Raw genomic sequence first — 19086 nt, forward strand, 5'->3', positions numbered from 1 at the left:
TCATAGGCTCGAATTTTCGACGCGAAAACTATGATAGGATGATGATGGCGGTAATTTAACTTATGACTATACTCGTCATACTTCAAGTTACAGGGGTGTTGATTACGCTCAGCTAGCCGAGTCACATAGTTTATCTATGCTCCCCGTCTATCTTTGCCTGTCGCCTACCTGCAACTTGAATTATTTTGAGTATATGGTGGTTGTTTTTTAGGAGGCGGTGCAAGTGTCGTATAAAATCAGTCAATTAGAAAAAGAATTAAAAAATAGGATCTTAGTACTGGATGGCGCAATGGGAACCATGATCCAACGCCATAAGCTCACTGAACAACAATTTCGTGGAGAACGATTTGCCGACTGGCCAAGTGATCTCAAAGGGAATAACGATTTACTTGTTTTAACGCAACCTGAAATTATTCGTGACATCCATGACCAATATTTTGCAGCAGGCGCTGATATTGTTGAGACCAATACGTTTAACTCAACCACCATTGCGATGGCAGACTACAAAATGGAATCGTTGTCCGCTGAGATAAATGAAGCGGCAGCACGAATTGCCCGTGAATGTGCAGATAAATGGACATTAAAAACACCTGAAAAGCCACGTTATGTGGCGGGCGTTTTAGGCCCGACTAACCGAACGGCTTCGATCTCCCCTGATGTGAATGATCCTGCTTATCGTAATGTGAGTTTTGATCAACTTGTTGAAGCTTATCGTGAATCAACCCGTGCTTTGGTGAAAGGCGGTGTTGATCTGATCATGATTGAAACTATTTTCGATACCTTAAATGCCAAAGCAGCTATTTTTGCGGTTGAAACTGAATTTGAATCATTGGGCATTAAATTACCTGTCATGATATCAGGCACGATCACAGATGCTTCAGGGCGAACCCTCTCGGGGCAAACTACAGAAGCCTTCTATAATTCGCTTCGTCATGCGAAACCGATTTCATTTGGGTTAAACTGCGCATTAGGCCCAGACGAGTTACGGCAATATGTCTCAGAGTTATCTCGCATTGCTGAATGCTATGTAAGCGCACACCCTAATGCAGGCCTGCCGAATGCTTTTGGTGAATATGATCTTGATGCACAAAATATGGCCGAGCAAATTAATGAATGGGCGAAAGCGGGATTTTTAAATATTGTCGGTGGTTGTTGTGGGACGACACCTTTGCATATCCAAAAAATGGCCGAAGCGGTACAAGGGATTGCTCCGCGTGTTTTACCGACACTTCCTGTTGAATGCCGCTTGTCAGGCTTAGAACCTCTTAATATTGGCGAAAAATCCCTGTTTGTTAACGTTGGTGAACGGACGAACGTAACAGGTTCTGCAAAGTTTAAGCGTTTAATTAAAGAAGGTAATTACCAAGAAGCATTAGATGTTGCGCGTCAACAAGTTGAAAATGGCGCACAAATTATTGATATCAATATGGATGAAGGGATGCTGGATTCAGAAGCTGCTATGGTGCGGTTTTTGAATTTGATTGCAGGGGAGCCTGATATTGCCCGTGTTCCTATTATGATAGATTCATCCAAGTGGGATGTGATTGAAAAAGGGCTCAAGTGCATTCAAGGTAAAGGGATCGTTAACTCTATTTCAATGAAAGAAGGCGAAGCGGCTTTTATTGAGCATGCCAAGTTGGTGCGTAAGTATGGTGCGGCTGTGGTTATCATGGCGTTTGATGAGGTCGGTCAAGCAGATACGCGTGAACGCAAAATTGAAATATGTCGTCGTGCTTATCAGGTGTTAACCGAAACGGTTGGCTTCCCTCCAGAAGATATTATCTTTGACCCCAATATTTTTGCTGTAGCGACTGGGATTGAAGAACACAATAACTACGCTGTCGATTTTATTGAAGTTTGTCAGGACATAAAACAACAGCTCCCTCACGCGATGATTTCAGGTGGTGTTTCGAACGTCTCGTTCTCATTCAGAGGCAATGATCCTGTTCGTGAGGCGATCCATGCCGTATTCCTCTACTATGCGATCCGTAACGGAATGGATATGGGGATCGTAAATGCAGGGCAATTAGCGATCTATGATGATCTCCCTATAGAACTGAAAGAGGCGGTAGAGGATGTGATCTTAAACCGTCGAGAGGACAGTACAGAGCGGTTATTAGAGTTAGCCGAAAAATACCGTGCAACGAGTAGTGGTGAGCAGCAAATTCAACAAGCAGAGTGGCGTTCATGGGACGTTGAAAAACGTCTGGAATATGCCTTAGTGAAAGGGATCACCGAATTTATTGTCCAAGACACAGAAGAAGCCCGACAGCGTGCAGCGAGCCCAATAGAAGTTATTGAAGGGCCACTAATGAATGGTATGAACGTTGTGGGGGATTTATTTGGCGAAGGTAAAATGTTCTTACCTCAAGTAGTCAAATCTGCACGAGTGATGAAACAGGCCGTAGCTTACTTAGAACCTTATATTCAAGAACTTAAGCAGGCGGGTAGCAGTGCAGGTAAAATATTATTAGCGACGGTCAAAGGCGACGTTCATGATATTGGTAAAAATATCGTGGGTGTTGTTTTACAGTGCAATAATTATGAAATTATTGATTTAGGCGTCATGGTGCCTTGTGAAACTATCTTGAAAACAGCACGTGAGCAGAATGTCGATATTATTGGCTTATCAGGCTTGATCACGCCATCACTGGATGAAATGGTGCATGTTGCGAAAGAAATGGAGCGACAAGGTTTTACCATCCCTCTGATGATTGGCGGAGCGACGACATCAAAAGCGCACACGGCAGTCAAAATAGAGCCAAACTATAATCATTCGGTGACTTATGTACAGAATGCATCCCGCACGGTAGGGGTGGTCTCAGCGCTACTTTCCGCAACACAAAAAGAAGAGTTTGTTGCACGAACACGCCGTGAATATGAAGTGGTTCGTGAACAACATGGGCGTAAAAAACCCAAAACACCGCCAGTATCATTAGAAGCTGCTCGCGCAAATGCAGTGAAGATTGATTGGCAAAATTACCAGCCACCAGTACCGCGTTTTTTAGGTGTCAAAGAAGTACAAGCATCAATTGAAACATTGCGTCATTATATTGATTGGACACCATTTTTTATGACATGGTCTTTGGCGGGCAAGTACCCACGTATCTTAGAGGATGAAGTGGTGGGGGAAGAAGCACGTAAATTACTGTGTGACGCTAATGCTATGTTAGATCAGCTTTCTGCAAGCCAATCTTTGGTACCGCGAGGAATTTTTGGGTTGTTCCCTGCCAACCGTGTGGGGGATGACGTTGAAATATATACTTCACCTGCGCGTGATAACGTTAATTGTATTGCTCTCAATTTACGTCAACAGACAGAGAAAAAAGAGTTTCCGAATTATTGCTTATCTGACTTTGTGGCACCAAAAGACAGTGGTAAGGCAGATTATATTGGTGCATTTGCGGTCACCGGTGGTTTAGAAGAAGACGCCTTAGCTGACCAATATGAACAACAACATGATGACTATAACAAGATCATGTTAAAGGCATTGGCGGACCGATTAGCCGAAGCATTTGCGGAGTACTTACATCAGCAGGTAAGAAAAGAACATTGGGGCTATGCACCTGATGAAGATTTACCTAATGAAGAACTGATCCGTGAAAAATACCAAGGTATTCGCCCTGCACCAGGTTATCCTGCGTGCCCTGAGCACACCGAAAAAGCCAAAATTTGGCAGTTACTTGATGTTGAAAAGCAAATTGGTATGCAGTTGACTAGCTCTTATGCTATGTGGCCGGGCGCTTCTGTTTCAGGTTGGTATTTTAGTCACCCTGAAAGCAAATATTTTGCGGTTGCTCAGGTACAACGTGATCAAATAGAAGATTATGCACAGCGCAAAGGCATGTCGAACACAGAATTGGAGCGTTGGTTAGCACCTAATTTGGGTTATGATCCAGAGGATTGATTTTTCATCTGTTCGGCACCATCTTATAACAATAGGAAATTTAAAGAGACTGTGAACAATGAGCTATGAATTTATTATTGAAGATACTCTGCCGGCGACGGCAGTTTATCCCTACAAGATCCAAAACAGCGCTGCACCTGAAACTTTTTTCATGAGTGAAGATTTCGTCAGTGCCATGATGAGCATTTTGCAAATCATGGATAAATTGGATACGGATGATATGCTCGATGATCATTGTTTTAACAAGATTTGGTTGCGCAGTGAACTCACGCCAGCACGTGCTGAAGAGATCTATCTTTACTTAGAAAACCCACAATCTATTGATCTTATTCCTTCTAAAGAAGAGATCGATGCCTTCCATCAAGCACAACGTGATGAAGATAAACTGTTGGCGAAGGAAAGCCCGAAAGAAGGCATGATACCTGTACATAAATTTGCGACTAACGATGGCTGGTTAGTGACAGTGAAAGAATGCGGTTGGATAGCTGAAATTTTTTCACCTGAGCTGGTTGGAGAGAACCAATTTGTCGTATCGCAAATTGCTGACTTGTGTAAAGTTAGCCATGAAACTTTAGAAGCGATGCTAGTAGAGTGGGGGAAATTTAACCTATTCGCGAGTAAGCATGGTGGCTATCGAGTGAATTAGGGAACATTTATCTGGGGAATTATTTCCCCAGATAATATTGCTATTCTATATTTTATGTCTTAATCACTTATCCTTTTTCATAAGGAATGTTATGTTATATGCATAATGCCGGTGAATGGACTGAACTGATGAATTTACGATCTTTAATGCTGTTGCTTTGTTTAGGTAACGCAGCTTTTGCGCAAGCAGACACAACAGAGATGCTCTCTGTAAAAGAAAAGCAACAGTCGCCAGCCTCCCTTACCGCACCGCAAAATAATCTTCCAGAAGAATTCATTAATAGACTAAAAGAAGCTGAATCAGGCGATGTTGATGCTATGCTCGATATCGGGCTAGTGTATATGGATGGTACTGATTACCTTCCTGTAGACTCAACAAAAGCATTTACTTGGTTTAAAAAGGCATCTGATATTGGTAACACCGATGGTGATTATTATTTAGGTCTGTTAGCGCAAAATCAGCAGAAATATGAAGAAGCTGCGCGTTGGTACCGTCAAGGTGCAGAACAAGGCGATGCGTATTGCCAATACGGGTTAGGCTTTTTATACGAGCGCGGTTTAGGTGTTAAGCAAGACTATAAGCAAGCAAAGGCATGGTACTCTGAAGCGGCTGAACAAGGACAATCCTACGGGCAATTTGCATTGGGTATGTTTTACCATGATGGGCTTGGCGGTGATGTCGATTATAAAAAAGCGAGAGAGTGGTATGAAGAAAGTGCCCAACAAGGTGTTGCTTCGGCGGTAAATAATTTAGCGGTATTGTATGAAAATGGCGAAGGTGTAGAACAAGATGAAGAAAGGGCCATTAATCTGTATCGCCAAGCTGCCAATATGGGCTCCGCCACTGCGCAAAATAATATGGGGGACTTTTATTATGAAGGCCACCGTTTAATTGAAAAAAACGACTATCAAGCCATTTATTGGTACAAACGAGCGGCTCTGCAAGGTAATTCAGATGCGCAGTTTGCCATGGGTAGGGGTTATGAAAAAGGGAACGGAATAGGTAAGGATTTGGTCAGCGCTTTTGATTGGTATCGACAAGGCGCTGATAATGGCTCAGCACCTGCCGCCATGAAGGTTGCTGAGTTTTATGAGCAAGGACTCGGTGGCGTTAAAGCCGATCATAATAAAGCCATCGAATGGTATATGAGTATGGCAGACGATGGTATTCCTGAAGCACAAATAAAATTGGCCGAGCTCTATCTTGCAGGCCAATTATCGGATGTTGACAGCCAAAAAGTGGTGAGCTGGTTACTTGCCTCTGAAAAGAGTGATGTGCAATCTAAAAACCAACTGGCTCTGTTTTATTTAACGGGGACTGGAGTGCAACAAAACGAGCAGAAAGCCCGTGAATTGCTACAGCAATCGGCATTTAAAGATGTGAGTGATGCACAAAATAACCTTGCGGTGATGTATGCAACAGGACTTGGCGGTGAGAAAAATATTTTCCGTGCCATGATGTGGTTCGAGCGTGCAGCAAAAGCGGGTAATAGTGCCGCAATCGCCAATTTGAAGTTACTGCAAGAGCATCAAGGTGTGACAGCATCAATGCTGAAATATACCGATAATGTGCAAAAATTAATAAAAAAATAGTCAAAAATGGCGGCTTATCATGCTAGCCGCCTTATTATCTTCAATCACTCAAATAAATTAGAATGGAGAGTGCGTACAATTTCTTCTGCATCGGCACCGGGTACTAATAAGCAGATATTATGGCTACTTGCGCCATAGCTGATCATTCGAATATTAAATGATTCCAATGCGCCGAAAATTTGTTTTCCTAAGCCATTCACTTGCGACAGTTCATTACCAATAATGGCCACGAGAGCCAGATCTTCTTCGACTTCCACACGACATAATGCAGAAAGTTCCGTCATCAGTGAATTGGTCAATAGGCTACCATTGGTGCCTGTAGAGCCCGTTGTATCCAATGTTAGAGCAACACTCACTTCGGAAGTGGTGATCAGATCAACAGAAATATTATGGCGTAATAATATGGTAAATATTTCAGCCAAAAAGCCGCGTGCATGGAGCATTTTTAGGCTATGCAAGGTCAGTAAGGTTTGTTTACGACGTAATGCGAGTGCTCTAAATTGTGGGGCGTTGACTGTTTTATCGCAAACGAGTGTGCCACCAGCCTCTGGATCTTTACTTGAACCGACAAATACAGGGATGCCTGCGCGTACAGCGGGTAATAATGTCGCTGGGTGAAGAATTTTAGCGCCAAATGTAGCCATTTCAGCGGCTTCATCAAAAGCAATTTCATCGATACGTTGAGCTGCGGGAACCACACGTGGGTCGGTGGTGTAGATACCCGGTACATCGGTCCAAATATCAACACGAGATAAATTGAGCACTTCTGCCAGTAATGCAGCGGTATAGTCACTGCCTCCACGGCCTAACGTGGTGGTACGACCTTTGCTGTCCTGACCAATAAAGCCTTGAGTGATCACTAAACTATCTTGCAAACGTGGCAATAATTGTAGCTGTGCCGCTTCCTTCAATTGCAGTAAATCAGGTTCGGCTTTGCCAAAACTACCATCGGTTTTCATGACTTTACGAACGTCAAACCACTGTGAGTTTGCACCACGCTGGCGGAGGACTTCAACAAACAGTAAGGTTGACATGAGCTCGCCGTGGCTGACCATTTCATCGGTGAGAGCATCAGATGTGGCAAGTGATGCTGAATCCGCTAAATGTGCGATATTTTCTAATAAACGATCAATTTCTTCGCGTATGACATCGGCATACTGTAACTTATCAATAATAGCATATTGAATATCTTGTACTTTTTGCAGTAGTTGATTACGTTTATCTGTATCACAGCCTTCGGCAAGTTCAATTAACAAATTGGTGATCCCCGCTGAAGCGGAAAGTACCACTACGCGAACATGGCTGTTAGATAAAACGACGTCAGCGCTTTTATTCATTGCATCAAAATTGGCCACACTGGTGCCACCAAATTTAGCGATAATGAATGGACTATTTTCTGACGAAGACGCTACTGCATTCATGATATCAATCCCTTTAGGCAAACTATTTTGCATATAGAAATATCGGGTTAGAGCAATGGCGTCAATGAAGAATCGATGTTAATCAGTAATTTTAATGATGAGCCATTTATTATCGTTTTTCCCGATATACTCGTTATACTTCAAGTCGCAGCGTTGTTGACTACGCTACGCTCACCGAGTCACATAGTTTATCTATGCTCCCCGTCTATCTTCGCCTGTCGCCTAGCTGCACCATGAATTATTTAGAGTAGAGTCGTAATAAGCTCTGGAAAAATTACAAAAAATTGACCAATATCTTAACTATCACAGGAAACTGATAGGTCGTGATGCCTCGAAGAGTTACAATTTATATTTATTACAAATATTTTGGAGAGTGTTATCCATGAAAAGTATTAATCCAAGCCAAACGGCAGCATGGCGGGCGCTAGAACAACATTTTGCGCAAATGAAAGATACCCATATGCGTGACCTGTTTAAGCAAGACAATAATCGCTTTACCAAATTTTCTGCCACATTTGATGGGCAAATTTTGGTGGACTACTCCAAAAACCGAATTACTGAAGAAACGCTGAATAAATTATTAGCATTGGCTCAGGAAACTGAACTGAAAAGTGCTATCGACAGCATGTTCAGCGGCGAAAAAATTAACCGCACAGAAGATCGCGCTGTTTTACATATTGCATTACGTAATCGTGACAACACACCGATTTATGTCGACGGCAAAGATGTGATGCCAGATGTCAACGCTGTGCTAGAAAAAATGCACAAATTTAGTGAGCGCATTATTAGCGGTGAATGGAAAGGTTATACAGGTAAAGCTATCACGGATGTGGTGAATATTGGCATTGGTGGCTCTGATTTGGGACCATTCATGGTTACAGAAGCATTGCGCCCTTATAAAAACCATTTGAATATGCATTTCGTTTCCAACGTTGATGGAACGCAAATAGCTGAAACGCTCAAACCGCTTAACCCTGAAACAACGTTGTTTTTAATTGCATCAAAAACCTTTACCACTCAAGAAACTATGACTAACGCGCACTCAGCTCGTGATTGGTTATTGGCAGTGGCAAAAGACGAACAGCACATTGCAAAACATTTTGTTGCGCTGTCGACAAACAGTGAACAAGTTGCGAAATTTGGTATTGATACCGCAAATATGTTCGAGTTTTGGGACTGGGTTGGTGGTCGTTATTCATTGTGGTCGGCGATTGGTTTATCCATCATTCTTTCAGTCGGTTATGACAATTTTGTGCAGCTGCTTGAAGGTGCCCATGCAATGGATAAGCACTTCACACAAACGGCTTTTGAAAATAACATTCCTGTATTGCTAGGTTTGATTGGCATTTGGTACAACAACTTTTTTGAATCGGAAACTGAAGCGATTCTGCCATATGATCAATATATGCATCGTTTTGCGGCTTATTTCCAACAAGGGAATATGGAATCAAACGGTAAATATATCGATCGTAATGGTCATAAAGTGCCTTATCAAACAGGGCCGATTATTTGGGGAGAGCCGGGCACGAATGGCCAGCATGCTTTCTATCAATTAATTCATCAGGGAACAAAAATGATCCCTTGTGATTTTATTGCACCAGCAGTAACGCATAACCCGTTAGGTGATCATCACGACAAGCTATTATCGAATTTCTTTGCGCAAACAGAAGCGTTAGCATTCGGTAAGACTCGTGAAGTGGTTGACGCAGAATTTGCAGCACAGGGGAAAAACCCAGCAGATATGGAGTATGTGGCACCATATAAAGTATTTGAAGGCAACCGCCCAACTAACTCAATCTTACTTAAAGAGATCACACCTTATTCTTTAGGTGCATTGATTGCGATGTATGAGCATAAAATCTTCACTCAAGGCGCGATCCTGAACATCTTCACGTTTGATCAGTGGGGTGTTGAGCTAGGTAAACAGCTTGCTAGCCGTATTTTACCTGAATTAGAAAGTCGTGATGAGGTGAATAGTCATGACAGCTCAACAAATGGATTGATTAATTGTTATAAAACATGGCGTTAACCTAGTTTGTTATTCATGACAGCCTACCAATAGGGTAGGCTGAAGTTGCTGACGAAGCGGGATAAAAGCGCGGTTTTTCCCGCTTCGTGTTATCAGCCAAAAATCAATAAATTGATTTTCCTCGTTTATTTCAAAAGCCTTAACGACTACCAATACACCAATGCAGTAGGCTGTAGTTTATTAATCATTTCAATATTAATGATTTTTGTATTATCGCTAACCTATTAGTAATTAAAAATTTTATTACGGTTAGTTTTCAAATTGTGTTGAATTTATGACTTTTTAACTAAATTGTTAGTTATCTTTAACCTTGCAGCAAAACAACGTGATATCCTTTATAGTTAAGAACCAATATGATGCAATACCACACTATATGGTGGTGGAATTATAAGTAATGGATGAAACGCTTTTTGCCCCTCGCCCTATAACTTGGTTATCTGAGACTGATGACCTTGTTCCTGATAATATTTTAAGTTGGTTGTATGAGCAGGGGTCAATGACGAAACGCCTAGAGCAGCACTGCCAGCGGGTTACTGTCATACCTTATACACAACGCTACGTAACTTTGGACGCTTTGAGTGAAGAAGAGGCGCTGAGTTTACCTGTCAGTGAATATTATTGGTTACGTGAAGTGATTATGTACGGTGATAATATTCCATGGTTATTGGGAAGGACGCTAATTCCGCAAGAAACACTCACAGGCGAAGACCAACAGCTAGTTGATATCGGCGCGATACCATTAGGGCGTTATCTGTTCAGTCATGATAATCTGAGCCGTGATTATATCCAGATAGGGTTGCAAAATTCGCGATGGATCCGTCGCTCCCTATTAAGGTTATCTGAAAAACCATTATTATTAACAGAACTATTTTTACCTGAATCACCTGCTTATAAAATATAGAAAATAAAAGGAGCACGACAGTGGAGGGAAGTATGGCGCTAACTAAATGGCATGCCTACAGCCGTTTGATGCGAATTGATAGGCCTATTGGCTCATTGTTGTTGTTATGGCCAACCTATTGGGCACTATGGATTGCAGCTCAAAGTATCCCCAGTTTGCACATCCTGATTGTGTTTACTGCTGGCGTGTTTTTGATGCGCGCCGCAGGGTGTGTGATAAATGATTTTGCTGATCGCCATTTTGATGGGCATGTTGAGCGAACAAAACATCGACCGTTGCCAAGTGGCGATGTTACCGAAAAAGAAGCAAAAATATTGTTTGCCGCTCTCGTAGGGCTTTCGTTTTTGCTTGTTCTGACACTGAACGCAATGACTATCTGGCTATCAATTGCAGGGCTGGCACTCGCATGGATTTATCCATTTGTTAAACGTGTCAGTAATTTACCTCAAGTGGTTTTAGGTGCTGCTTTTGGGTGGTCGATCCCCATGGGGTTTTCGGCCGTCAGTGAGTCCTTACCCTTTGTTTGTTGGTTACTGTTTTTAGTTAATATCTTGTGGTCAGTGATTTATGACACACAGTATGCGATGGTTGATCGTGATGACGATTTAAAAATAGGTGTGAAATCAACAGCGATTTTATTTGGTCAGTATGACAAATTGATTATTGGGGTTTTACAAGTCGTGATGGTTGGTTTGCTGGTAGCGATTGGTTTACTTGCCCAATTAGGTATCACTTATTATGTTTGTTTGTTACTCGCTGCATTATTGTTTGTTTATCAGCAAAAATTAATGGTCAATAGAGAACGCGCGCCTTGTTTTAAAGCCTTTATGAATAATAATTATGTTGGTTTTATATTATTTATCGGGATTTTTTTAAGTTATTGGTAAGCAATCTGACCTCACGTTTAAAAACGTGAGGTTTGTCATTTTTTGTGACAGGGTGTACAAATTACCTCTGTTCCTTCACGGTTCTGACCATATTTTACTCTACTCATCAATGCATGCTCTTAAAAGGAGATTATGGCATTGATTTCATCATAAAAGTGGATACTCCTCCTTCTATAATTAGCCCCGTTATTTGAGTTATTAAACGCATAAAAAGATTAATCACTCTCTTATCATTCAGTTTATGAATATTCTCTGCCGCTGGTGTTGCTTATGATTAAAAAGCACCACAATGGGATAGTTCTGTTATCGGTAATACTGATTATGGGTTAGAGACGATGACTTGAATTTTCCGTTTCTGGTCAGTTCCTTTTATCGTGTACTCTGATGTGGTTGCATTCATGATGTTCGTGTATCTGCCAGAACTCACTGCATCTTCAATCTGCCACTGATAAACCAGACTATTATCACAGGTCGCGTAACAAACGGTATTGGCTTTTAGCTTCTCGCCAACTAAAGGTTGTGTCCCTGAGATGCCTGAGATACTCACTGATTTGGCGATATTGCCTTCTATTGTGGTAATGCCTTTACCTCCCGATATCGCGTTATTTTTGATATCTCTGTAGGTTGTTGCCGGTACAGACACGCTCTTTGACGGCTCAGTAATGGCGGGATCAGTGCTTGCGACCGCTTTGACCGTGATCGTTTTACCTAGCAACGCCGCGGTTAGTTTCAGCGTATCGCCAGTCGTGCCGTTAATGATATTGTCGTCTTCATACCATTCATAGAGGATGCTTGTCTGCTTATCGCCATCTTCATCACTGAAAATAAAGTCTGAAGCTTTTAAAGAATCCCCCAGACCTAATATTCCGTCCCCGTTATCATCACTGGCTTTGACTGTACCTCCTTTTAGCTCTGGCGCATGTCCGATAACTGGTTGGGTCGCAGGAGAGGTAATCGAGACAGTGGCTGCTAGCGCTGGTGTAGTGACAAGCAGATTGAGAACGACACTGACACACAGGATCGATAGTTTGCCTTTGCGTATTATTTGGGTTTGCTGTTGGTTCATGTTCATCTTATTTTTACCTTATATTTTTTTAAATGCTTTATGGTCATATTTATTGTGCCGTTACTCGCAATCTGCGCTTTTGCATGTCTGTTGTGACGATATAGGTAGTGGTTGTTGCGCCACGTATGGCTTGATACCGTCCTGACCCTTGGGATGTTTCGACTTCCCATTGCCAGAAAGTGGGTAGAATACAGTTGATTTGGCAATCTGGCGTGGCGGTTAGGCGATCTCCTACTACTGGATTTCCTACGATGGCAATACCGTTACGAAATATTTGTATCCCTATGGGGGCTGCTATCACTTCGACTGTTGCTGAAGCGATACGGATACCATCTATCTGTGGATTAAGAATGAGAGTGCCGAGAAGTTTTCCGGCTGTTACTGTGCTGGTGTACACACCGGGTGCGGTTTCTTTTAATTCAGTTAACTTAATGCCACTTTGCGAAGGCGATAGAGATGATGTGCCTTTTGGTATCGTGAAGGTGAACGGTAATTGAATAGATGAAGCGAGCCCAGTCACTGGTGCGTTTTGTTCATCTCGTATTGTCAGAATCAATACCTCGGATTGATCTAGATTCAACGTACCGGAGCCTACGGTTAAATGGGAATGGCGGGCAGAAAGCCCCGCATCCACTATGACCTTTATATAGGCAGGTGGGGACGAATTTCCCTTCTCATCCCATGCGCTGGCGCTCAGGGTATAGGTGTTGGTGGTGCCTGCCTGCCAAGGAGGGAGATGGATCAGCCAAGCAGTAAGGCTTTTACCAACAGACAGGATTTTCCCTCCTTTGGATGAAAATTCTGTCTGTAATCCCCATTCTACGCGTTCAGCTGCGTATTTTGCTTTCAAAATTATGTTGACTAACTGCTGGCTAGCGCCTCGACCACGGACTTCTTGTGGTAGCATCAGGCTGATAAGCTCTTGCTTGCGGTATTCGAGTACAATGTTGTTATTGCGTTCAACCAATGCCATTCGGTTACTCGGTAGTGTGCGTAGGCTTGCTACTGATACAGATGACACTTGCTCATTCCAAGGCACACCTAATGAATAGGTAAGCTGCGCTTCAAGTTGTAGCTCATTGACTCCCTTTTCTTTACGCCAATCAGCCCCGAGGATAATCAATGGGAAAGGTGTGTAGTTCACTCCAACCGTCATTGCTTTTGGAGCTTGACTGCGAATATCATTGTCTTTCAGTGCGACTTCATTCCCGAAATACTGTTCGTATTTTAGTTTAGCTCCGAGTTGAGGGTAAGCGGGTAACCAGCTACTGGCGGTGATATCAAATCCGTTGGCGGGGCGTTCGTCGTAGTCGTCAAAATCTCGCGATTGATGCCAATTGTTGAGCCGTAGATATCCATTGGCAGAGAAATGTAGATAGTCGGACCACAACTCTGCCCCGATGCCGATCCGACGGTTGTGACCCGTAATATCGATATCGTAGAAGGTGTTTACACCATACATCCATGGATCACTGAAGCGACGGATCCCGCTACCCAAGTTCAAGGTTGTGCGGTCATCAAAGTTACGACCACCGAACTGGGTAAATAGTAACCAATCTGGGCTTTGATACATCGGTAACAGTATATCTGCTGATATGGCGCTTTGTGATAGCTTATTTGTTTGTTGTACTCCTATTTGTGCCGTACCATATTGGTTCAACCAGTTCTCTATTGTTGATGAGGCTTTGGTAATAGCTATATTTTGGGCTTGTCTAGAAAGGTATTTTTCGGCACTTTGTGTGTTTATTGCGTCGAAAAAGCTAGGGGCACGACGAGATAACCAGTCCTGTATTTTATGATCTGGTTTATCAGCTAAATTTGTTCCAGTTGTATTTTTGACTCTTGTTTTTGTCGGAGGGGGGCTCGGAACATCAATTTCATCCCCTGCGGATAACGTTTCAAATGGGCGAGTGAACTTGCGAGTTTGATTTAGCGTTTTCAGTTCCTTCAGCGTCAAATTATACTGATGAGCAACACTGTCAACAGTTTCACCCGTTCGTAAGGCGTAAGACTTTACTTCCACTCCATCCACAAATTTCGCAGCAAATACTGAATTGGTCGGTATGATGGATACCAACAGTAACATTGGCAATAATAAATGTACCTGAGATGATTTGAGACTGTAATAGTTAATACCAAAAGTCATGTATCTATCCCTTTCGTTAAGGTGATGTCTCCGTAATGGGTATATTTCCATTACTAATAACTGGGTAATAAATACTAATTACTTTACTCAGATAGGTCTGTTATCAAACTATTTAAATAACAACGATAGCTGAAGGTTACAAGGAGATAAATAATAATAATCTAATGAGCTAGATAGATATTGGGCTTTACAGATAACTTACTGTTATATAATAGTATTATTTTTTTTGTTAGAGGCGGAGATATCTGAATCCATACTGATATTTTGCGGTGAATATAATTTATATATTGAGATTAATAATAAAAACTAACTGGTTTCGATTAAATAAAAAGTAATCAATGTCGGAATTAATTAAGGACGATTGATTTACTATGAATTAATAAAATCTTTTTATATTCGCTATACTTTAAGCGACATGTTGTTAACTCCGCTGATTGTATTTTGAATTACTCATTTATTTGTGCAATTAATATCTGATGTGGAAAGAAGAAAATGATACCGGTAATGTTAGCTTTGATGATTAAAACCCCCCACGTTTTAACGCGGGGGCTTTATTTATAAGGGGAATATGAATCGCATTATGCCCCGTTTTATTTCTTTATACTCCAATCGCTAGCCTTGTTTTGATTTCTCGCTCTCTTTTTCCGCAGCGCGCTCTTCTGGCTGGCTAACGCTTTCGATGGTTAAACGTATTTCTGGTGACATTAAGCGAGCAATCACTGCGTACAGTTTTTTCGCATTTGCCGTGAAAATATCATTATCATCATTATCGATATAGCCTTCTTCGCGTAATGTTTCTACTAGTGTTGAGAATACGGCTTTATCAAAAAACTCAGGCGCGTTGATGCCATGCAATACAGAAAGACGCTGAGCTAACATGCGGCTCTCTTTCTCTAATGTATTACGGCTAATTTCAGGACTCGCATTGAGCAGAGATAATGTGATGGCATAACGCTGCAAGGTTTCGCGAACCCCGGCGGCTAATAGCTGTAATGGGCGGATACGGCGTGGATTTAATACCACTATATCGTCTTCTTTTAGACAGACTAACTTTTGACTGGTTAGTTCATCTATCAAAGTGTCAACCACTTCAGTTAGCGACTCACTGTTATAACGCATAAACAGCTCAGCTTTGAGGAATGGGTAAATTTGCCCAACCTGATAATGGATCTCTTGTCGGCTGATACGTTCATTGTGCAGCAGAATACTGGCAATAAGTGAGGGGAGTACCAGCAAGTGATGGATATTGTTACGGTAGTAAGTCATCAAAACGGCATTTTCGCGAGGGAGAATAATGATATCCCCCATGCTGTCTTTTTCAACTTCGAATTTATCCATTTGTAGTGCGTGCTCTAACAGTTGCTCAGCCGTTTTATTTGGCGTGGTAGCATCTGCGGTATAAGGCGCATTACGCAATAATTGTAGATAGCATTCAACTTGCTCAATTAATTGTTCACGTGTTAATGAGCGTTGACGTGAAGCGAGTAATGCGGTTGAGCAAAGGTTAATTGCATTTGCTGCTGCTGCATTATTGATATTGACCATAATGTTATCAGCCAAACCACTGACAACAGGGTTTAACCAACTTGGACGCTGTGGCTCAATAGGGTCAATGGAATCACGCCAATGAGGCACGTGCTTAGTTAAATATTGGGTGAGCGATATCGGTTGACCAAAGTTCACATAGCCTTGACCTAAGTTACGTAATTTACGTAGGCCACGGATCATTGAGAAAAAGCCTTCTTTTTCTTTTTCTGCGCCACGTAACTCTTTGGCGTAGGTTCCCACTTCCATAACGTGCTCATAGCCAATATAAATTGGCACTATGGTGATAGGACGAGAGTCTCCACGTAGCATGGCTTGCAAGGTCATCGATAATGTCCCTGTTTTAGGTTCAAGCAAACGACCAGTACGGGAGCGACCACCTTCGACAAAATATTCAATCGAGTAACCACGTGCAAACAATTCACTCAGGTATTCGCGAAAAACAGTTGAATAGAGCTTATTTCCTTTAAACGTTCGGCGAATAAAGAATGCACCAAGACGGCGGAAAATCGGCCCAGCAGGCCAGAAATTTAAGTTAATACCCGCTGCAATATGCGGTGGAACCAGCCCTTGATGGTAGAGAACATATGAAAGCAGTAGGTAGTCCATATGGCTACGATGGGAAGGGACATAAACGATTTCATGGCCATCTTGTGCTAATTGGCGTACGCGCTCTGCGTGCTGAACGTTGATCCCTTGATATAAACGGTTCCACGTCCAACCAAGTACTCGATCAGTCAATCGTACAGCTTCATAAGAAAAGTTAGCCGCAATTTCTTCCATCATACTCACAGCATTTTGCTGGGCTTTTTTCAATGGTATTTTTTTGCTGCGAGCTTCGTCTTCAACCGCTTTTTCAATTGCTTTTGAGGTCAATAATTTATTGAATAGCTCTTGGCGTACAGGAAGTTTGGGGCCGACAGCCGCAAGACGTTGGCGTGAGTAATGAATGCGTGCAACACGTGCCAATTTATTCGCGATAATGGTATCTGTACCATGCTCTTGTGCCATTAATCCCATCGAGACAATCGGTGAAAATCGCACAAAGCTGTCTCGCCCAAGCCAGATGACGGCGAAGAATTTTTGAATACCATTGAGCAAACGTAATGGCGGTGCAGGAGTATGCCCTTCACGTTCACGCCCAGGAGCACGACCAAACATGACAGACGCAGGCAATAGCTGAATGTCGAGATTCGGATTACTGCGATGTAAGTCTAGGTAGGCATGAAATATTTTTACCGACTCTTTACGCGGATCTGGGGAGTAGTAGCGAAAGACCCGCGGGCCATCATCAATAAAGACGTAAGCAGGTAATTTAGTCCCGTTGATGTCATTATCGACTAAAGGATCAGGCAAGCCGATAGATAAGCATTGGTGACGTAATGTTAAAAGGTCAGATTTTGAATGGTAAGGCAGCACATATAATGTGGGCCGAGTCGTGTCCAGCTCAAGCTCTGAAATTGGGTCCGTTGGAATTAATTTACTCTTTACCAGTAATTTAAGTGGTAAATTCAACGTGTTGTAATATATTTTACGCCATAGTGACATAAATGATTATAGCCTCTTGTTAACAATGCTTTGTAAGCATACCAGAAATCAACGGGTAAATCTGTTACTGACAGTTAACTTTGACCGCAAAAAATGATGAACGTTTGTAAGTTTGAGGAATAAATATGGCAAACCAAACTAAGGGATTCACCCGTGTAATTAAGGCTGCGGGGTATTCTCTTAAGGGATTAAAAGCGGCATGGGTGCATGAAGCGGCATTTCGCCAAGAGGCGGTAGCTGCGATCTTTGCGGTAATTATTGCTTTATATTTGGACGTCAGTTATGTCGATCGGCTATTACTGATTAGTTCTGTTGTGCTGGTGGCTATTGTAGAGTTAGTTAATAGTGCAATTGAAGCGGTTGTCGACCGTGTTGGTAGTGAATACCATGAATTATCGGGACGAGCAAAAGATATCGGTTCGGCGGCGGTATTTATCACAATTGGATTGGCACTGGTTATCTGGGCTACAGTATTGTGGCAGCGTTATTTTGCTGGTTAGTCTTAAAGTGTCGGTTAGTCTCGATAAATGTGGCACTTCCGTGATTTAAGTGTTTCAAATCTTCATTTACCTGTATATACTCACAGTCTGACTGTATAAACAAACAGGGGAACGAGATGAAAGCACTGACGGCTAGACAACAGCAGGTTTATGATCTGGTGCGCGATCACATTTCTCAGACGGGTATGCCACCTACACGCGCTGAAATAGCAGCAAGCCTTGGTTTTCGTTCGCCTAATGCGGCAGAAGAGCATCTTAAGGCGTTAGCGCGTAAAGGGGTTATTGAGATTGTTTCTGGTGCTTCTCGCGGTATTCGTTTACTGCTTGAAGAAGAGAATGATACTCAAGGGCTTCCTCTGATTGGCCGTGTAGCTGCGGGTGAACCATTATTAGCTCAAGAGCATATAGAGAGCCACTATCAAGTTGATCCAGCACTTTTTAAACCACATGCGGATTTTTTACTGCGTGTGAATGGTATGTCGATGAAAGATATTGGTATTATGGATGGTGATCTGTTAGCTGTTCATAAAACCCAAAATGTCCATAATGGGCAAGTTGTGGTCGCACGAATTGAAGATGAAGTAACGGTAAAGCGTTTTAAACAACAAGGTAATCGTGTTGAATTAATCGCGGAGAACGCTGAGTTTGCACCTATTATTGTCGATCTACGCCAGCAAAACTTCACGATTGAGGGGTTAGCTGTGGGGGTGATCCGTAATGGTGAATGGTGCTAAGATTGCATCGTAAAGATGATTAAAATGTTGCTGGCAGATTGTACCCACTAATGTTTTTGGGGATCTGCCCGCGATATAAGTGTTTATTTTTCAATTTAAAGCGTGATGGGTAGGAAAACGGGTGGTTTAATATAGCCTATCAGCCTATCAGCCTATCAGCCTAT

The 19086-nt window shown here is 42.3% G+C and carries 12 protein-coding genes; 8 read left to right on the forward strand and 4 right to left on the reverse strand.

Annotation, left to right across the window (positions count from 1 at the left end):
- The first annotated feature begins 223 nt into the window (after nt 1-223).
- The 3 genes from metH (at nt 224) to SC428_RS13280 (ending at nt 6145) form a co-directional block, all read left to right on the forward strand.
- Complete coding sequence (gene metH / locus SC428_RS13270; protein WP_318707985.1) at nt 224-3907, forward strand: methionine synthase; 3684 nt, start codon at nt 224-226, stop codon at nt 3905-3907.
- A 58-nt stretch (nt 3908-3965) separates the two neighbouring features.
- On the forward strand, nt 3966-4553 hold the full coding sequence (locus SC428_RS13275) for a hypothetical protein (RefSeq protein ID WP_070925795.1): 588 nt from the start codon (nt 3966-3968) through the stop codon (nt 4551-4553).
- A 98-nt stretch (nt 4554-4651) separates the two neighbouring features.
- Nucleotides 4652-6145 (forward strand): SEL1-like repeat protein, encoded by a 1494-nt coding sequence (locus SC428_RS13280; RefSeq protein WP_257644729.1) that lies wholly within the window; start codon nt 4652-4654, stop codon nt 6143-6145.
- A gap of 44 nt (nt 6146-6189) precedes the next feature.
- Here SC428_RS13280 and lysC read toward each other — a convergent pair whose 3' ends face one another.
- Nucleotides 6190-7566 (reverse strand): lysine-sensitive aspartokinase 3, encoded by a 1377-nt coding sequence (gene lysC, locus SC428_RS13285; RefSeq protein WP_070925793.1) that lies wholly within the window; start codon nt 7564-7566, stop codon nt 6190-6192.
- A gap of 382 nt (nt 7567-7948) precedes the next feature.
- On the opposite strand from lysC, the gene pgi reads away from it, so the two are divergent.
- The 3 genes from pgi to ubiA all read left to right on the forward strand — a co-directional run bounded on the left by pgi (nt 7949) and on the right by ubiA (nt 11383).
- Entirely contained in the window at nt 7949-9595 is a 1647-nt protein-coding gene (gene pgi, locus SC428_RS13290) for a glucose-6-phosphate isomerase (RefSeq protein WP_070925791.1), read from the forward strand.
- Between the two features lie 394 nt (nt 9596-9989).
- Entirely contained in the window at nt 9990-10496 is a 507-nt protein-coding gene (gene ubiC, locus SC428_RS13295; RefSeq protein WP_140178767.1) for a chorismate lyase, read from the forward strand.
- Nucleotides 10497-10528: 32 nt separating this feature from the next.
- Entirely contained in the window at nt 10529-11383 is an 855-nt protein-coding gene (ubiA, locus tag SC428_RS13300; protein WP_283126804.1) for a 4-hydroxybenzoate octaprenyltransferase, read from the forward strand.
- A 319-nt stretch (nt 11384-11702) separates the two neighbouring features.
- On the opposite strand, the gene SC428_RS13305 is transcribed toward ubiA, so the two are convergent.
- The 3 genes from SC428_RS13305 to plsB all read right to left on the reverse strand — a co-directional run bounded on the left by SC428_RS13305 (nt 11703) and on the right by plsB (nt 17688).
- Nucleotides 11703-12455, reverse strand: a complete 753-nt coding sequence (locus SC428_RS13305; RefSeq protein ID WP_318707999.1) for a ZirU family protein — start codon at nt 12453-12455, stop codon at nt 11703-11705.
- A gap of 43 nt (nt 12456-12498) precedes the next feature.
- On the reverse strand, nt 12499-14595 hold the full coding sequence (locus tag SC428_RS13310) for an inverse autotransporter beta domain-containing protein (RefSeq protein WP_318708001.1): 2097 nt from the start codon (nt 14593-14595) through the stop codon (nt 12499-12501).
- Nucleotides 14596-15207: 612 nt separating this feature from the next.
- Entirely contained in the window at nt 15208-17688 is a 2481-nt protein-coding gene (gene plsB, locus SC428_RS13315; protein ID WP_318708003.1) for a glycerol-3-phosphate 1-O-acyltransferase PlsB, read from the reverse strand.
- Nucleotides 17689-17813: 125 nt separating this feature from the next.
- Here plsB and SC428_RS13320 point away from each other — a divergent pair, with 125 nt between their 5' ends.
- Together SC428_RS13320 and lexA are read left to right on the forward strand one after the other, a co-directional pair.
- Nucleotides 17814-18188 carry a diacylglycerol kinase gene (locus SC428_RS13320; RefSeq protein ID WP_070925775.1) on the forward strand — a complete coding sequence of 125 codons (375 nt, stop codon included), beginning with the start codon at nt 17814-17816 and terminating at the stop codon, nt 18186-18188.
- 116 nt (nt 18189-18304) lie between these two features.
- A complete protein-coding gene (gene lexA / locus SC428_RS13325) occupies nt 18305-18922 on the forward strand; it encodes a transcriptional repressor LexA (protein WP_070925773.1) in 618 nt (205 codons plus the stop codon).
- The last annotated feature ends 164 nt before the right edge of the window (nt 18923-19086 follow it).

The organism is Providencia sp. 2023EL-00965, assembly GCF_033550225.1.
GTDB lineage: Bacteria > Pseudomonadota > Gammaproteobacteria > Enterobacterales > Enterobacteriaceae > Providencia > Providencia manganoxydans.

Bases quoted from the DNA above. Each gene is read 5' to 3' on its own strand.
- SC428_RS13275 (WP_070925795.1), top strand. From the start codon at position 3,966: ATGAGCTATGAATTTATTATTGAAGATACTCTGCCGGCGACGGCAGTT.
- SC428_RS13280 (WP_257644729.1), top strand. From the start codon at position 4,652: ATGCATAATGCCGGTGAATGGACTGAACTGATGAATTTACGATCTTTA.
- lysC (WP_070925793.1), bottom strand. From the start codon at position 7,566: ATGAATGCAGTAGCGTCTTCGTCAGAAAATAGTCCATTCATTATCGCT.
- pgi (WP_070925791.1), top strand. From the start codon at position 7,949: ATGAAAAGTATTAATCCAAGCCAAACGGCAGCATGGCGGGCGCTAGAA.
- ubiC (WP_140178767.1), top strand. From the start codon at position 9,990: ATGGATGAAACGCTTTTTGCCCCTCGCCCTATAACTTGGTTATCTGAG.
- ubiA (WP_283126804.1), top strand. From the start codon at position 10,529: ATGGCGCTAACTAAATGGCATGCCTACAGCCGTTTGATGCGAATTGAT.
- SC428_RS13305 (WP_318707999.1), bottom strand. From the start codon at position 12,455: ATGAACATGAACCAACAGCAAACCCAAATAATACGCAAAGGCAAACTA.
- SC428_RS13310 (WP_318708001.1), bottom strand. From the start codon at position 14,595: ATGACTTTTGGTATTAACTATTACAGTCTCAAATCATCTCAGGTACAT.
- plsB (WP_318708003.1), bottom strand. From the start codon at position 17,688: ATGTCACTATGGCGTAAAATATATTACAACACGTTGAATTTACCACTT.
- SC428_RS13320 (WP_070925775.1), top strand. From the start codon at position 17,814: ATGGCAAACCAAACTAAGGGATTCACCCGTGTAATTAAGGCTGCGGGG.
- lexA (WP_070925773.1), top strand. From the start codon at position 18,305: ATGAAAGCACTGACGGCTAGACAACAGCAGGTTTATGATCTGGTGCGC.